The organism is Lysinibacillus fusiformis, from assembly GCF_016925635.1.
Taxonomy (GTDB): Bacteria; Bacillota; Bacilli; order Bacillales_A; family Planococcaceae; genus Lysinibacillus; species Lysinibacillus fusiformis_F.
In genome coordinates this window covers 3,612,355-3,625,338 of record NZ_CP070490.1, presented here as the reverse complement: position 1 = coordinate 3,625,338, position 12,984 = coordinate 3,612,355, and the positions used below count along the sequence as shown (strand labels likewise).

The 12,984-nt window shown below is 39.4% G+C and carries 15 protein-coding genes and 1 riboswitch; of the genes, 8 read left to right on the top strand and 7 right to left on the bottom strand.

Annotated features, from left to right (window positions below; genetic code table 11):
• Positions 1 to 30 precede the first annotated feature (30 nt).
• Complete coding sequence (locus tag JTI58_RS17575; RefSeq protein WP_205442594.1) at positions 31 to 816, bottom strand: VOC family protein; 786 nt, start codon at positions 814 to 816, stop codon at positions 31 to 33.
• Positions 817 to 965: 149 nt separating this feature from the next.
• On the opposite strand from JTI58_RS17575, the gene JTI58_RS17570 reads away from it, so the two are divergent.
• On the top strand, positions 966 to 1,451 hold the full coding sequence (locus JTI58_RS17570; protein ID WP_205442593.1) for a flavin reductase family protein: 486 nt from the start codon (positions 966 to 968) through the stop codon (positions 1,449 to 1,451).
• Between the two features lie 89 nt (positions 1,452 to 1,540).
• Here the strand turns inward: JTI58_RS17570 and JTI58_RS17565 are convergent, their stop codons facing one another.
• The 3 genes from JTI58_RS17565 to JTI58_RS17555 form a co-directional block, all read right to left on the bottom strand.
• Complete coding sequence (locus JTI58_RS17565) at positions 1,541 to 1,696, bottom strand: YezD family protein (protein WP_004269393.1); 156 nt, start codon at positions 1,694 to 1,696, stop codon at positions 1,541 to 1,543.
• Between the two features lie 70 nt (positions 1,697 to 1,766).
• A riboswitch (SAM riboswitch) is annotated at positions 1,767 to 1,862 on the bottom strand.
• A gap of 209 nt (positions 1,863 to 2,071) precedes the next feature.
• Positions 2,072 to 2,743: a phosphopantothenoylcysteine decarboxylase domain-containing protein gene (locus JTI58_RS17560; protein WP_205442592.1), complete on the bottom strand. Its 672-nt coding sequence runs from the start codon at positions 2,741 to 2,743 to the stop codon at positions 2,072 to 2,074.
• A gap of 71 nt (positions 2,744 to 2,814) precedes the next feature.
• On the bottom strand, positions 2,815 to 3,696 hold the full coding sequence (locus JTI58_RS17555; RefSeq protein WP_205442591.1) for a LysR family transcriptional regulator: 882 nt from the start codon (positions 3,694 to 3,696) through the stop codon (positions 2,815 to 2,817).
• Positions 3,697 to 3,830: 134 nt separating this feature from the next.
• Between JTI58_RS17555 and JTI58_RS17550 the strand changes: the two genes are divergently transcribed.
• On the top strand, positions 3,831 to 4,730 hold the full coding sequence (locus JTI58_RS17550; protein WP_205442590.1) for a DMT family transporter: 900 nt from the start codon (positions 3,831 to 3,833) through the stop codon (positions 4,728 to 4,730).
• Between the two features lie 36 nt (positions 4,731 to 4,766).
• On the opposite strand, the gene JTI58_RS17545 is transcribed toward JTI58_RS17550, so the two are convergent.
• Positions 4,767 to 5,204, bottom strand: a complete 438-nt coding sequence (locus tag JTI58_RS17545) for a general stress protein (protein ID WP_205442588.1) — start codon at positions 5,202 to 5,204, stop codon at positions 4,767 to 4,769.
• A gap of 190 nt (positions 5,205 to 5,394) precedes the next feature.
• A complete protein-coding gene (locus JTI58_RS17540; RefSeq protein ID WP_205442587.1) occupies positions 5,395 to 5,835 on the bottom strand; it encodes a Dps family protein in 441 nt (146 codons plus the stop codon).
• A 218-nt stretch (positions 5,836 to 6,053) separates the two neighbouring features.
• Here JTI58_RS17540 and pepF point away from each other — a divergent pair, with 218 nt between their 5' ends.
• Positions 6,054 to 7,868, top strand: a complete 1,815-nt coding sequence (gene pepF, locus JTI58_RS17535; RefSeq protein WP_205442586.1) for an oligoendopeptidase F — start codon at positions 6,054 to 6,056, stop codon at positions 7,866 to 7,868.
• 227 nt (positions 7,869 to 8,095) lie between these two features.
• Positions 8,096 to 9,079: an SEC-C domain-containing protein gene (locus JTI58_RS17530; protein ID WP_205442585.1), complete on the top strand. Its 984-nt coding sequence runs from the start codon at positions 8,096 to 8,098 to the stop codon at positions 9,077 to 9,079.
• Positions 9,080 to 9,146: 67 nt separating this feature from the next.
• On the opposite strand, the gene JTI58_RS17525 is transcribed toward JTI58_RS17530, so the two are convergent.
• A complete protein-coding gene (locus tag JTI58_RS17525; RefSeq protein WP_205442584.1) occupies positions 9,147 to 9,338 on the bottom strand; it encodes a zinc-finger domain-containing protein in 192 nt (63 codons plus the stop codon).
• Positions 9,339 to 9,526: 188 nt separating this feature from the next.
• On the opposite strand from JTI58_RS17525, the gene JTI58_RS17520 reads away from it, so the two are divergent.
• The 4 genes from JTI58_RS17520 (at position 9,527) to JTI58_RS17505 (ending at position 12,430) form a co-directional block, all read left to right on the top strand.
• Positions 9,527 to 9,919: a ribonuclease HI family protein gene (locus JTI58_RS17520; RefSeq protein ID WP_205442583.1), complete on the top strand. Its 393-nt coding sequence runs from the start codon at positions 9,527 to 9,529 to the stop codon at positions 9,917 to 9,919.
• A gap of 231 nt (positions 9,920 to 10,150) precedes the next feature.
• Positions 10,151 to 10,948 (top strand): amino acid ABC transporter substrate-binding protein, encoded by a 798-nt coding sequence (locus tag JTI58_RS17515; protein ID WP_205442581.1) that lies wholly within the window; start codon positions 10,151 to 10,153, stop codon positions 10,946 to 10,948.
• 67 nt (positions 10,949 to 11,015) lie between these two features.
• Positions 11,016 to 11,672 carry an amino acid ABC transporter permease gene (locus JTI58_RS17510; protein ID WP_205442580.1) on the top strand — a complete coding sequence of 219 codons (657 nt, stop codon included), beginning with the start codon at positions 11,016 to 11,018 and terminating at the stop codon, positions 11,670 to 11,672.
• An 11-nt stretch (positions 11,673 to 11,683) separates the two neighbouring features.
• Entirely contained in the window at positions 11,684 to 12,430 is a 747-nt protein-coding gene (locus tag JTI58_RS17505; RefSeq protein WP_205442579.1) for an amino acid ABC transporter ATP-binding protein, read from the top strand.
• The last annotated feature ends 554 nt before the right edge of the window (positions 12,431 to 12,984 follow it).

The following is a 12,984-nucleotide window of genomic DNA, read 5'->3' as shown; positions in this document are numbered from 1 at the left end:
CCACTTCTCTGATGAAGTGGATTTTTCTCATTATCGATTTATCCAATAAAAAGCGCCTGGGCAAACTAACGTTTCCTTTGTACGTTTTGGATCTTTTAATGTCACGCCAAATGGTCCTTCTTTGACATGACCGAGTGTCATGGCTACTGCGCTCTCTTCCTTATAGAAATCTAAACGCATATTCGGTAGCTGTAGTGACATATACTGCTCATATTGCACAGGCTCTGGTAGCTGCAACGCCTCTTGCCACAGCTGGACGGTTGCCTGCATGTCCTTGACATAGAATTGGATGGATTCCATCGTTATAGCCTGTTTTACATCAATGGCACCACTTGCCTTTAGTTGAGCCAAACGCTCTTCATCTTCCTCCGCCCATTCAATCAAAAATGGAAAATCGATTGGAAGATCTGGCTCGCCAAAATGCAGTAGCTTCCATTCTACAACAGTGCCATCTGGTCTTGTTCGGCTACATGCATCTGGCCCATATACTTCATAGCCCAATGCTCGCAAGCGCCGACCCTCTTCCTCAATATTTTTTGTGCGCAGGGCAATTCGAGAAAATCCCTGGCGCTCTTGATCACGTTTAAACGTATAATGTAGGGAATATGGGTATTGTGCCGCTTGCTCAAATAAATCACGATCATAGATAGCAATTTGTTCAATATAGCTTAAGCCAAAGTAGCTTAACGTATTATAAGTCCCCCACATCGTGTGCTGCCCACCATTCACTGTATGGACATTTCGTTTATTGAAGAAAACCTTTATATTTTCTGGTGATTCCACTTGATGAACCAGATGATCAAAATATAAAGTCATGGCCATTCCCCTTTCTTTCCCCATTACCTTTACCTGTATGTTTGATTGGTTTAAAATTTACTCAAGAAAAGGAGTTACTAGTAGGATATGAAAAAAAGTTTCGTTTACCTACAAACTCCGTTCACTAATTTCATAAAGAGGTGATTTGAATGACAGATTTAGTAGCTGCTTTTAAATTAGCATTAGGTAATTATCCTACAGGCGTAACAGTTGTCACGACATGTCATGACACAAAACCTATTGGCTTAACCGTCAATTCCTTTGCATCTGTTTCAATCGACCCGCTCCTTATTTTGTGGTCACTCGATAAAAAATCTCAGCTCCATCCTTATTTTACGGCTGCGCCAAATTTTGCGGTCAATATTTTAGCGAGTGATCAAGAACATTTATGTACACTATTTGCAAGTAAAATCCCTGATCGCTTTGCACAAGCACAGTGGTCAACTTCCTCTTTTGAACTACCGATTTTACATGATACAGCAGCTAATTTACAATGTAAAACGTTTCAGCAAATTGATGCTGGCGACCATACCATTTTTATTGGGCAGGTGGTAGACATTACAAATGCTCAAAAAGAGCCTTTACTTTATCATCGCCGTCATATCGGTTCTATACCAAAAAGCTTTTATAGCTAGCTTTTACACAAAAAAGGGCCACTTGTAAGCAAAGGAAATCCTTCATGCTTATAGGTGGCCGTTTGACATAAGTTCTACTGAAATCATTGTTATTTTTTCTGCGGAAATCTCTGCTTTTCAAGCCTATTAATTTGCACAATCACACCATCTTGAATCGTAATATGCACTTCACCAAATTCAAGATTTTGAATCGCCTTCGCAATTGCCTCTAATTTCTTATCATCTACTTTTACCGACTGAGCCATACGATACACCCCTTCTTTTTTATCCTTATTGATCATAAAGAGGCCAACGCATCAAACTGATTGATAGCCCCTCCTATCTCTCAGACACCATCTGTTGGATTTGGCACCTGTTTTTCGGTTGCCGAGGCTTCATTGGGCCAAGTCCCTCCACCTCTCTTGATAAGAGTACTGCGTTTCTTGAAAATAATTCTATAATTCTGCTATAGGAATGTCAATACAAAATATTAGAAAACCTAGTTGAATACTATGAAATGTAAGAATTTTATAGGCTATTCACACATAATCCTACCGTATTGTATGCTATGTCAATATATCTAACCACAGAAGCAAAGAAAAAAACTGCACAGAAATATAGCCTCTGCACAGTTCTTGATTTTATTGTTCTTGTAAACAGGCCATTAAAGCTTGTGCGGTCTGTTGCTTCCCCATCACCTTGATTGGTTGGCCTTCAGCAGGCACGATCCAATGAGGCTCGTCCCCTCCGTATAAAGACTGGGAGCTATTTGCTACCATAAATTGAGCATTGGCTGTTTCCATACGCAGTCTTGCGCGAGCTAGCAAGAACTCCTCATCATCCGTCGCTTCGAGCTTAAAGCCTACTAATGTTACCTTTGGTTGCCAGCCCTTGATTTGTCCTAACACTTTTGGCGCCTTTTTAAAATGAATAATAGGTGGTTCGTCGGAAGGCATTTTCCCCGCCTCCTCCATTAAATTACCTGATTGATCATACACCTTGTCAATGACCCAATCAGAGCCAGCAGCAGCCATAATGACGATATCGACTTGTTGTTGGACAGCATGACACACCTTTTGTCCTAAATCCTCTATGCCTTCAAATTTTATCAATGTCATTTTGTTGTGGTTTTCTGGGAGCTGTGCAAAGTAACCATGCATATATACTACGTTAGCGCCAGCAGCCAGCGCCGCCTCTGCTAAATAACAGCCCATTGTGCCTTTTGATAAATTCGTATGCCCTCGTACACGATCCCATTTTTCAAGTGTTCCCCCACTTGTAATGAGTACGGTTTTGCCTTGTAATGTCCCCATACACTCACCTATTTTCTGAAATATATACAAATACTATTTTAACGTAATGTAAGGATATGCTTCAATAGCGACTATCGTAGGGAGCTGTTTTGTTCATTTAACCAAGCGCTTAAAATCTCTGCAAATTTCTTTGTAACGGGTGAAGCATGGTGTTTCATAGCAATCCCAATGGTGCGGTAGCCACCTTGCTTTAATGGAATCGCTTTCAATGTTGGTGGTAAATTTTGAATAACCAATTGGGGTAAAATACTAATCCCTAAATGATGTGAAATCATAGAAAGAATCCCTACCTCCTCAGAAAGCTCAAAGCGAATATTCGGCTTTATATGATATTGCTCTAATAGCACCTTGACATCATTTGTCCCTTTATAGGAAGTCATAATAAATGGCATATCCTCTAGGTCTACGATATCAATTTCTGTCTTATCAAATAAGGGACTATTATCGGAAACAATACATAATAATGGGTCTTGTTGTAACTCAGTAAATTGATATTGCTCTGACTTTTGACCATTCAAGAACCCTACTTCCACTTCACCACTTAAAAGCCATTGTTCAATTTCATAGTAATCTCCCTCTCGTAACTCCACCTGTATTCCTGGAAATTGATTATCCATAATTCGAACAATTTCTGGCATCCAATTCGAAGAAATACTTGAAATTACACCAATTCGAACCTTACCACGTGTCACGCCAAGAATATGAGCTGCTTCCTGTTGTAATAATTCCTGCGCATCCAAAACCTGACGCATTGCCCTTAGCATCGTTTGTCCCTCACTCGTTAATGTTACACCTACACGACTTCGATGAATGAGAGCAAAACCAAATTCTTTTTCTAAACTTGACACGGCATGACTCACAGCAGACTGTGTTAACCCTAGTGCATCAGCTGCTTTTGTAAAGCTTGCCACCTCTGCCACCTTTGTTAAAATCTCGTATTTAACTAAGCTCATCCGCAATCCCTCTATATACATGAATTTTTTTAATCCTATTCATTATAAACATTCGTTTTACTAATCACAATACAAGATATATAGTAATTTTTAGTATAAAAACTGTTTTAGTACACAGATGGTAGGTGAACATAATGAGTATCCAAGGAAAAGCAAATGTATTGATGGTTATTGTCACAATGTTTTGGGGGCTCTCTTATACCTTTATGGTCATGGGGCTAGAAACATTGGCAGTTTATAATGTGGTGGCATTGCGTTGTATCATCGCATTTTTCGTAGCAGGACTTATTTTTTACAAACGGATGATCAAAGTAAATGGTAAAACATTAAAATATGCGGCTATTCAAGGCTTTTTATTATTCATTGTGTTCGCGTTAAGTTTATTTGGTTTACAGTCTACTTCTGCTTCAAATGCTGGCTTCATCTTGAGCCTAACAGTCGTGTTAGTGCCGATTTTCAGCAGCTTTATTGAAAAAAAATTACCTTCTCGAGCAGTTAGCTTTGCGATCATTTGTACGATGATTGGTATTACTGTCTTAACAGCACATGGCTCATTCACTTTCCATACAGGTGATTTATTAGTAGCCATTGCTGCGGTATGTTATTCAATTTATTTACTTTTAAACAGCTCATTCACACGAAATGTAGAATCCATTTCATACGGAATTTATCAGCTTGGCTTTGCTGGTATTTATGCGCTTGGCTTAACATTTCTATTCGAAACACCGACATTGCCAAATTCCACAACATCTTGGATTGCTATTTTAGGGCTTGGCATCATCTGTAGTGCGTTTTGTTTTGTTGGTCAAACTGTTGCACAACAGTATACTTCTGCTACACATACAGGCCTTATATTCTCCTTAGAACCTATTTTTGCCGCTATGTTTGCCATGATGTTTATCGGAGAAGGCTTAACTATGAAATTAGCGATTGGTGGTAGCTTCATTCTTATTGGGAATTTAGTGGCTCAATTAGAGCACTTCCATGCCCTACGCTTTATAAAGAAAGACGCACAAGAAAAAGTCATACAATAAAACAGAGTGATCACTGGGATCACTCTGTTTTTCTCTTTATAAAAATCTTCTATATTGCTCTGCCTCTGCCATACGCTGTTGATTTCTTAAACGCTCCTCTTGCTCTTCCGCTGTCTCTGGATAGGTTTGAAGCGTATCAACATCATCCTCGTGTTCTGCATATAGGACAATACTTCCTTGTTCTACAAGATGTGCATAGTAAGCGATTTGTCCCTCTGACAGATTAAATCGTTTTAAGCCCTCTGTAACAGCTGAGTCGCCTGTAAACCAAGATTTGAATTGGTCTACCCAATTTCCAGCCTCATGTGTTTGCACATCGGCATCCCATTTTACATCCTCAAACTGTTGGGGATCTCTCGCAATAATATGGATATCGTCTTGGTGATAACCTTCCATTCGCATATGCTCTAAAATGTGAAGCATTTCATCCCTTGTATGGGCCACCTCAATTTTTGGATTTTGTTCATTCATCATGTTCAATTCCTCCTAAGTTGTATGGCTTACTAGGTAATTACCCTCATGGCAAACAAGCAAACCCGTTTTATGAAACTGTAATAATTGTTATGATGCCTTAAACTATGTTGCTGATTTGACATAAAGCGTTCAGGGCAGAAAAAAACATGCTAGAGAGGCTTTCTTCTCCAGCATGCTGAACGTTTCATTTTTACTTGTCAAGAAAGGCTTTTAACATCCATGTATGCTTTTCAAGAGACTGATACATCGCATTGAGTAAATCCTCTGTACGGTCGTCCCCTTCTTCTGCGGCTAGCTCCATTGTAGAATTCAAAGCTTTCATCAGCTTTTGGAAATCGGAAATTGTCGTTGCAACCATGTCCTCTGTCGTTTCATCACCTGTTGCTTCTTCTACATAGGATAGCTCTAGATGCTCTTTTAATGTCGCCACTGGCTTGCCATCCTTTGATAAAATACGCTCTGCTATTTCATCTAAATTCAGCGTTGTTTCATTATACAGCTCTTCAAATTTTGCATGCAGTGTAAAGAAGGCTGGCCCTGTGACATACCAATGATAATTGTGTAGCTTTGTGTAAAGCACAGACCATGTGGCCACTAGCTTATTTAATTGTTTGTTTAAGTTTTGTGTCATAATCCATTTCTCCTCCAATATGTCTTGTTCTAGCCATTAGTATGAGTAATAAAAGATGTTGGCTATACACACATTGTTCCCGACCGACAATATTTCAAACATACTTCATGCGAAACGACCTTCAGTAAGAATATTGCAACTATTCTATGAAATTATTTCACTTTCCGAAATAGTTTCGTTATAATGAAATCACTTACATGTAAAGGGGTGTCCATAGAATGAAAGTTTTACCATTACGAAAAGATGTTGCAGTAGAAGAAACTTGGGATTTAACAGATTTATTAAGCAATGAGGCTGATTTTGAACCTACCTTGGCACAATTAGTGGAAGATGCGCTTAGCTTCGAGCAACAATACAAAGGAACAATTACTGATGCACAAAAAGTAATCGACGTGTTAACAGCCTTTGAAGAGCTACAAAAAAGATTTGTTCCGATTGGCACATATGCAAGCTTAAATCTCGAAACAGATCGCACAAATGATGTAGCACAAATGCGTGCCGCTAAATTTGGTACAGCTATCGGAAAAGTTAGCAGTGCTCTATCCTTCGTACGTAGTGAGTTACTGGCATTGGATGAAGCTGTTTTACAAGAAGCAGCAACATCAAGCCCTCTTTACAAACGATATCTAGAGGAATTATTAAAACGAAAACCACACCAGCTACACCCTGAAGTGGAAAAAGCGCTAGCAGCATTCAGCCCTACATTTGACGCGCCCTATAAAACGTACAATACGACGAAATTAGTGGACATGGATTTTGGCGAGTTTGAAGCCAATGGCGAAAAGCATCCCCTTAGCTTCGTCCTGTACGAAAATGACTGGGAGTTTGAAGCAAATGCAGATGTACGTCGTGCTGCCTTTGAAGCATTTTCAAGCAAGCTACGTGATTACCAGCATACAACAGCACAAGTATATAACACACATATTCAACAAGAAAAAACAATGGCTGACCTAAGAGGCTTTAACTCTGTTATTGATTATTTACTATTTGATCAAGATGTCGATCGTTCTCTCTATAATCGTCAAATTGATTTAATTACAAAAGAGCTTGCCCCGCATATGCGTCGCTATGCAACGTTAATTCAAAAAGCCAACGGTATCGACCAAATGACATTTGCAGATTTAAAAATTGCGCTGGACTCTGATTATGATCCTAGACTATCGATGGCTGAGGCAAAAGAATATATTGAAAAGGCATTAGCCGTTATGGGTGAAGACTATAATCAATTAATGGATAGAGCCTTCAATGAACGCTGGATTGACTATGCGCCAAACAAAGGAAAATCTACAGGGGCATTTTGTTCAAGTCCGTATGGTAGCCATCCGTATATTTTAATGTCATGGAATGAACAAATGAATGAAGTCTTTACACTTATTCACGAGCTTGGTCATGCTGGGCATTTTGCAAATACGTATGAACATCAATCTTATCTGAATAGTCGACCATCTTTGTACTTTATTGAAGCGCCATCAACAATGAATGAAATGCTGTTAGCGAATTATTTACTAACACATAATGATGATCTACGCTTTAAACGTTGGGTGATTTCTAATATTGTAGCGAAAACATATTATCATAACTTTGTTACACATTTACTAGAAGCTGCCTATCAACGTAAAGTATATGAATTAATTGATGCTGGAGAGGCAGTTAACGCAACCATCCTCAATCAATTAAAACGCTCTGTGCTGGAAGATTTCTGGGGTGATACAGTGGCGATCTCTGAAGGTGCTGAACTTACATGGATGCGTCAGCCACACTATTATATGGGCCTTTACCCATACACATATAGTGCAGGGTTAACCATCTCAACACAAGTGTCTCAACGTATTTTAAAAGAGGGCGCTCCAGCTGTTGAAGATTGGCTAGCAGTGCTACAGGCTGGCGGCATAAAATCACCAGTGGAGCTAGCACAAATGGCAGGTGTTGATATCACGACTGACCAACCGCTTCGTGATACAATTGCCTACATTGGCCATTTAATTGATGAGCTTGAACGTCTGACAGTGGAAATCGAAGCCGTTCAGCAATAATTTAACTAGAAACGGTCCTGCCTATTGAAGGTGGAGACCGTTTTCTTTTTTTTAGTTCTAAGTAGAAAAATACGTACATATACTAGAATCAGGGCGTCCCTCTATATTTTTTAGATATTTCAAAATAGACAATTATTTTTCTTCATACAAAAGTACCGTTATTATTAAGAGTACGCAAATTATTTAGCAATATACGATTAACAATGATTAAAGGAAGTGTTCTAATTATGGTAAAACGTAATGATCCATGCCCATGCGGTAGCGGCAAAAAATATAAAAAATGTTGTGAAGGCAAACAGCAAGTAACAGTGGAAGCAGTACAAATCGAAGAATTAGAGCGTGTGCTACAAACATTTTACTTAGAATATCCTGAACGCAAAGATGTTCGTGCCTATATCGAGCATGTGGGCACATGGCAGCCTAAATTAGAGAGCGTTCTACAGCGTGAGCTAATTGAAGCCATCGCTTTAGACGACTTTTTCTTCCATCAAGAGCCATCTATCTGGAAAAATTATCTAAAGAAAACGAAGAAAAAGGCGGTAAGACCTTCTACAGTCAAAGTACTTGAAGATTGGTCTCAGCCGACTTTATTTATTGGTACGGTGTCTGTTGTTGAGGAAAAATATTTCAAGGCTAATCATTTACTTACAAATGAAGAGCTTTATATTCGTCGTGAAAATAACAAACCGATTCCTGAAGGTATGCATGTATTTGCCTTTATCTTACCAGACGGTACGAAGAAATCGGCTCATTATTTAGCTGTGTCCACACTGATTTTCTTCCCAGAGGATCATGCAAAAGTCTTCGAAGATTTCAAGAAGAACTTTGAGGCATCCGAGAAGAAGGTTGGCTCATTCTTAAAAGAAGAGCACCTAGCATTCTGGGAGTTATTAGTATCAAATGGCTATAAAGGTGAGGAATTCTCAAACTTTGAGAGCAATGTCCTGACACAAGTAAAAGACTTCCTAGAGCAAAATGAGCGTGAAACAGCACCGATGCTTGAGCTATTAGAGGACTATTTAATTGAAGGTCAACCGACTGCGCGCAAAGAAGCGGCCATTGCAGCTGGTGCGATTCGTTATGGTCAGGAAAAGGAGCTATTCGAGTCTCTATCTATGACGGTGAAAGAAATCGCTGCGACATTCGATATTTCAGCTTCCTCTCTTACAAAGTATTATCAAGACCTAAGCAGCTATGCTGATACGAAATAATTGTGACAATTAAAGAAGCTACATTTATTAGCATTTTTGCTAATAGATGTAGCTTTTCTTCATGTGTTCATTTACTATAAACTTTTAAAAGCTCTTCCCCTAAGAACTGTAGCTTTTCTCCAACTGAACAGGCTTCAATACAGAAACGATGAGCCCCTGGTTTACCACGGTCTTTACGTAATTGCTTAATCACCAAGCAATCCGCACAATACGTATCATGCAGTTCGTCAATATCCTTCATAACCGTCACTTTCTCCATGTTGAACTCTCGCTCCTTTCACGTCCAAAATTCACTTCCTACTATTATGAAGCGTTCAATTTCAACAAGCAACTATTTTGTTTGCTCCCTACGGATTTTTTTCAAACACGAATTGCCCCACAAGGATGCTTTGCGCCATAGCCTTGTTGTACAATTATAGGGAAGTCAAAACGCAAAGTAGGGATGATATGTTAGAAGTTTATATAGATGCTGCCAGTGCAGGAAATCCTGGGCCAAGTGGGATTGGGTTATTTATTAAAGGTGAAGGCCACCATATCCAAATCAGTGAGTATATTGGCGAAACAAACAACCATATTGCTGAATTCACGGCATTAGTTCGTGGCCTTGAAGAAGCACAAAAGTTAGGCTCCCCTCTTGTCTCAGTACGTTCGGATTCCAAAATCGTTGTCGCTTCTATGGAAAAAGAATATGTCAAAAACGAGGAATTTAAACCTTATTTAGAAAAAGCTTTAGCACTTGCTACTAGCTTTGATTTATTTTTTATCAAATGGGTGCCTGACGCACAAAACAAAGCGGCTGATGCTTTGGCACGCAAAGCAATCCACAGCAAAAATAGCTAACATCATTTCACTGGACTGTTCTTTAAGTGCAGTCCCTTTTTCTTTTCTTATTCTTCAGTTACTTACTATCCCCCAATTTCATTATTTTATGCTATTCAAAAAAATGCTAGAAAACACCGCTCATTTTCTGATTAATCCAAAACGATATTGACATTGTTAGAGTACGATGTTAACCTTTAACACATTAGTAGTTTAGCAAGCGAAAGTGATAGATTATAGGGGGAAACAAAAATGAAACGTGTATTGACTTTATTTATGATGCTGACAGCTGTCATCGTTTTAGCAGCGTGTGGTTCATCAAAAGAAAAGACAGCAGAAAAAGACGAAAAAGCAGCAGATCAAGAAAAAGTTATTATTGGGATCGACGATAAATTTGCACCAATGGGCTTCCGCGATGATAAAAATGACATCGTTGGATTCGATATTGATTTAGCTCGTGCAGCAGCCGAGCATATGGGCGTTGAAGCAGAATTCCAGCCAATCGATTGGAAAACAAAAGAGGCAGAATTACTGAGCGGACGTATTGATTTAATTTGGAACGGTTATACGATTACAGATGAACGTAAGGAAAAAGTTTTATTTACAAAGCCTTATCTTGAAAACTCTCAAGTTGTGCTAACAAAGGCAGATTCAAAGATTACAAAACTAAGTGATTTAGCTGGACAAGAAGTAGGTATTCAATCTCTTTCTTCTGCGGCAGATGCATTAAACGGGAACCCGATTCACAAAGAAGTGAAAAAAATTACAGAATTCACGGATAATGTATTAGCATTATCAGACTTAAAAACAGGCCGTGTTGATGCGGTGGTCATTGATGCAGTGGTGGCAGAATATTACATGACACAAGAGCCGGATACATTCAAATTATTAGAGGAATCACTTGCACCTGAACAGTACGGTATTGGTGTGAAACCAGGCAATGAAGCATTATTAGAAAAACTACAAGCCGCGTTAGACAAAATGAATGAAGATGGTACAGCGTCTGAAATTTCTACAAAATGGTTCGGTGAAGATAAAGTATTAAAGTAATGACAGGATACATCAACTGTAAGAGTTTCCTTAGTGGAACTCTTACTCTTTTTGGAGGGACATCGTTATGGCGGATTACTGGCAAACTATGATATTACCGATGCTAGAAGGGGCAAAAATGACAGTTTTACTGTTTTTCATCGCCATTCTAGTATCGATTCCATTCGGCTTTTTACTAACACTCGCCGTAAAAAGTCGCATAAAACCACTCGCTTGGCTTGCACATACGTATATTTATATCATGCGTGGCACACCACTATTACTACAATTATTATTAATTTGCTTCGGTTTACCTATGCTACCAGTAATCGGTGAATATTTAGTACTCGATCGTTTTGTGGCCGCTTGTCTTGGCTTTATTTTAAATTATGCTGCCTACTTTGCAGAAATATTCCGTGGTGGTCTTCTTGCCATCGATAAAGGACAATATGAGGCAGCCCAGGTACTCGGCTTATCCAAATGGCAAACGACAACACGTGTTATTTTGCCACAAATGTTTCGTGTCGCCTTACCCGCTTTATCAAATGAATCCGTTACACTGATTAAGGATACAGCCCTACTTTATGCAGTTGCTGTTCCCGAATTACTACATTTTGCGCAAACAGCTGTCAATCGTGACTTCACAATTACACCGTTCTTTATTGCTGGTGCAATTTACTTAGTCATGACCCTTGTATTGACCATATTCTTTAAATTGCTAGAAAAACGCTTTAAATTCGAATAGAGGTGACACATATGGCATTAATGGAAGTAACAAATTTGAAGAAATCTTTCGATCAGGTGGAGGTTCTGAAACAAATTACATTTTCGGTAGAGAAGAATGATGTCATTGCAGTTATCGGTCCCTCTGGATCTGGGAAAAGTACAATGCTTCGGAGCTTAATTCATTTGGAAGAAATTGAGGGTGGCAGTATTTTAATAGATGGCGATTATTTAGTGCAAGATGGACATTATACAAGGCCACAGGACATCAAAGCAATCACAGCTAAAATGGGAATGGTCTTTCAACACTTTAACCTGTTCCCCCACTTAACCGTTCAGCAAAACCTCGAAATGGCACCAAGCTTATTAAAAACCGAATCAGCAGAGGCCATTACGAGACGCTGTCAAGATTTATTACAAAAAATTGGTCTTGCCGACAAGGCCAAGGCTTATCCTGCCAATCTTTCTGGTGGCCAAAAACAGCGTGTAGCAATCGCTCGTGCCCTGATGATGAATCCTCAAATTTTATTATTTGATGAGCCTACCTCTGCCTTAGATCCTGAGCTAACAGGCGAAGTATTAAAGGTCATGAAAAGCCTAGCAGAGGATCAGATGACAATGATTGTCGTGACACACGAAATGGGCTTCGCACGTGAGGTAGCAAATAAGGTAGTCTTTATGGATGGTGGTCAAATTATCGAATCCGACCATCCAGACAACTTCTTTACAAACCCTCAAAACGACCGTACACGAGCGTTTTTACAAAAGAATCTTAACTAATTTGAAGGAGAGCTGGCTCATGTCACTCTCTTTTTTATACAGGTCTTTTCTAGTGTTGAAAAACAAAACAATCAATAGAATTTTTATGAAAAGTGAAAATGAATTTCCGTTGCAGGCTACTTCCTTTCCTGTGGGCGAGCGCCGAACCGCTTCCTCCGCTACCGCTCCGTTTAGTGGTTCGCCTGTCTCGCTATCCCACGGGAGTCAAGTAGCCTTCCACTCCAACCCATAAATATTTAACTTTTAGCAAAGGTTTTCAGATAAAGTGAAGGTGTTCACTACTCTTTATGAAGAGGTGTTGTCACGCATTACTTCTCCAATAAGAGCTTATCCCCTCTAAGAATACAGATAATGGGCGATTTAATCACTATGCTACTATGAAAAAAAGTAAAGACACTTTGCAGCATGGTTGATTGGAGTGGAGCCAGCGTCACTCCTAGGGGATTTAGCGTCACTGAGGAGACCCTGGAGCGAACGCAGTGAGTGAAGCGGCTCATCGGGCGCCCCCTGGAAAGGACGCTGGCGGAACGGAAATCAACCCCTCACCTTGTTAA

Coding starts and splice junctions, on each gene's coding strand:
- JTI58_RS17575 (WP_205442594.1), bottom strand. CDS start 816: ATGACTTTATATTTTGATCATCTGGTTCATCAAGTGGAATCACCAGAA.
- JTI58_RS17570 (WP_205442593.1), top strand. CDS start 966: ATGACAGATTTAGTAGCTGCTTTTAAATTAGCATTAGGTAATTATCCT.
- JTI58_RS17565 (WP_004269393.1), bottom strand. CDS start 1,696: ATGGCTCAGTCGGTAAAAGTAGATGATAAGAAATTAGAGGCAATTGCG.
- JTI58_RS17560 (WP_205442592.1), bottom strand. CDS start 2,743: ATGGGGACATTACAAGGCAAAACCGTACTCATTACAAGTGGGGGAACA.
- JTI58_RS17555 (WP_205442591.1), bottom strand. CDS start 3,696: ATGAGCTTAGTTAAATACGAGATTTTAACAAAGGTGGCAGAGGTGGCA.
- JTI58_RS17550 (WP_205442590.1), top strand. CDS start 3,831: ATGAGTATCCAAGGAAAAGCAAATGTATTGATGGTTATTGTCACAATG.
- JTI58_RS17545 (WP_205442588.1), bottom strand. CDS start 5,204: ATGATGAATGAACAAAATCCAAAAATTGAGGTGGCCCATACAAGGGAT.
- JTI58_RS17540 (WP_205442587.1), bottom strand. CDS start 5,835: ATGACACAAAACTTAAACAAACAATTAAATAAGCTAGTGGCCACATGG.
- pepF (WP_205442586.1), top strand. CDS start 6,054: ATGAAAGTTTTACCATTACGAAAAGATGTTGCAGTAGAAGAAACTTGG.
- JTI58_RS17530 (WP_205442585.1), top strand. CDS start 8,096: ATGGTAAAACGTAATGATCCATGCCCATGCGGTAGCGGCAAAAAATAT.
- JTI58_RS17525 (WP_205442584.1), bottom strand. CDS start 9,338: ATGGAGAAAGTGACGGTTATGAAGGATATTGACGAACTGCATGATACG.
- JTI58_RS17520 (WP_205442583.1), top strand. CDS start 9,527: ATGTTAGAAGTTTATATAGATGCTGCCAGTGCAGGAAATCCTGGGCCA.
- JTI58_RS17515 (WP_205442581.1), top strand. CDS start 10,151: ATGAAACGTGTATTGACTTTATTTATGATGCTGACAGCTGTCATCGTT.
- JTI58_RS17510 (WP_205442580.1), top strand. CDS start 11,016: ATGGCGGATTACTGGCAAACTATGATATTACCGATGCTAGAAGGGGCA.
- JTI58_RS17505 (WP_205442579.1), top strand. CDS start 11,684: ATGGCATTAATGGAAGTAACAAATTTGAAGAAATCTTTCGATCAGGTG.